This window comes from Acinetobacter sp. P8-3-8 (assembly GCF_000214135.1).
Taxonomy (GTDB): Bacteria; Pseudomonadota; Gammaproteobacteria; order Pseudomonadales; family Moraxellaceae; genus Acinetobacter.
The window spans coordinates 1-1,810 of record NZ_AFIE01000115.1; the positions used below are offsets into that span (position 1 = coordinate 1).

The 1,810-nt window shown below is 50.3% G+C and carries 2 tRNA genes and 1 rRNA gene; all 3 read left to right on the top strand.

Annotated elements, in window-relative coordinates:
- Nucleotides 1–1,445: ribosomal RNA gene (locus tag GGG_RS0118735) — 16S ribosomal RNA — on the top strand; the annotation flags it as partial.
- A 59-nt stretch (nucleotides 1,446–1,504) separates the two neighbouring features.
- Nucleotides 1,505–1,581: transfer RNA gene (locus tag GGG_RS0118740), tRNA-Ile, on the top strand.
- 66 nt (nucleotides 1,582–1,647) lie between these two features.
- Nucleotides 1,648–1,723, top strand: a tRNA-Ala gene (locus GGG_RS0118745).
- The last annotated feature ends 87 nt before the right edge of the window (nucleotides 1,724–1,810 follow it).

A 1,810-nucleotide genomic window follows, 5' to 3' on the forward strand; every position in this document is an offset into this window, starting at 1 on the left:
AGCGGCGGACGGGTGAGTAATACTTAGGAATCTGCCTATTAATGGGGGACAACATCTCGAAAGGGATGCTAATACCGCATACGCCCTACGGGGGAAAGCAGGGGATCAGTAATGACCTTGCGTTAATAGATGAGCCTAAGTCGGATTAGCTAGTTGGTGGGGTAAAGGCCTACCAAGGCGACGATCTGTAGCGGGTCTGAGAGGATGATCCGCCACACTGGGACTGAGACACGGCCCAGACTCCTACGGGAGGCAGCAGTGGGGAATATTGGACAATGGGGGGAACCCTGATCCAGCCATGCCGCGTGTGTGAAGAAGGCCTTATGGTTGTAAAGCACTTTAAGCGAGGAGGAGGAACTCTAGGCTAATATCCTAGATGTTTGGACGTTACTCGCAGAATAAGCACCGGCTAACTCTGTGCCAGCAGCCGCGGTAATACAGAGGGTGCGAGCGTTAATCGGATTTACTGGGCGTAAAGCGTACGTAGGCGGCTTATTAAGTCGGATGTGAAATCCCTGAGCTTAACTTAGGAATTGCATTCGATACTGGTGAGCTAGAGTATGGGAGAGGATGGTAGAATTCCAGGTGTAGCGGTGAAATGCGTAGAGATCTGGAGGAATACCGATGGCGAAGGCAGCCATCTGGCCTAATACTGACGCTGAGGTACGAAAGCATGGGGAGCAAACAGGATTAGATACCCTGGTAGTCCATGCCGTAAACGATGTCTACTAGCCGTTGGGGCCTTTGAGGCTTTAGTGGCGCAGCTAACGCGATAAGTAGACCGCCTGGGGAGTACGGTCGCAAGACTAAAACTCAAATGAATTGACGGGGGCCCGCACAAGCGGTGGAGCATGTGGTTTAATTCGATGCAACGCGAAGAACCTTACCTGGTCTTGACATAGTAAGAACTTTCCAGAGATGGATTGGTGCCTTCGGGAACTTACATACAGGTGCTGCATGGCTGTCGTCAGCTCGTGTCGTGAGATGTTGGGTTAAGTCCCGCAACGAGCGCAACCCTTTTCCTTATTTGCCAGCACTTCGGGTGGGAACTTTAAGGATACTGCCAGTGACAAACTGGAGGAAGGCGGGGACGACGTCAAGTCATCATGGCCCTTACGACCAGGGCTACACACGTGCTACAATGGTCGGTACAAAGGGTTGCTACCTAGCGATAGGATGCTAATCTCAAAAAGCCGATCGTAGTCCGGATTGGAGTCTGCAACTCGACTCCATGAAGTCGGAATCGCTAGTAATCGCGGATCAGAATGCCGCGGTGAATACGTTCCCGGGCCTTGTACACACCGCCCGTCACACCATGGGAGTTTGTTGCACCAGAAGTAGGTAGTCTAACCTTAGGGAGGACGCTTACCACGGTGTGGCCGACGACTGGGGTGAAGTCGTAACAAGGTAGCCGTAGGGGAACCTGCGGCTGGATCACCTCCTTAACGAAAGATTGGCGATTGGTAAGAATCCACAACAAGTTGTTCTTCATTGATGTATCTGAGGGTCTGTAGCTCAGTTGGTTAGAGCACACGCTTGATAAGCGTGGGGTCACAAGTTCAAGTCTTGTCAGACCCACCAAGTCTACTGATTGAAATTGAAGAAATTCAAGATTACAGAGAAACAGATATATTAAGATCTTAAGCTGGGGACTTAGCTTAGTTGGTAGAGCGCCTGCTTTGCACGCAGGAGGTCAGGAGTTCGACTCTCCTAGTCTCCACCAAATTTCAAGAATAGAAAAACAACGTTTTTCCTTGAAATTTAAGCAAGAAGCTATGCTTCGCGCAGTTACCCATATGAAAAAAGATAG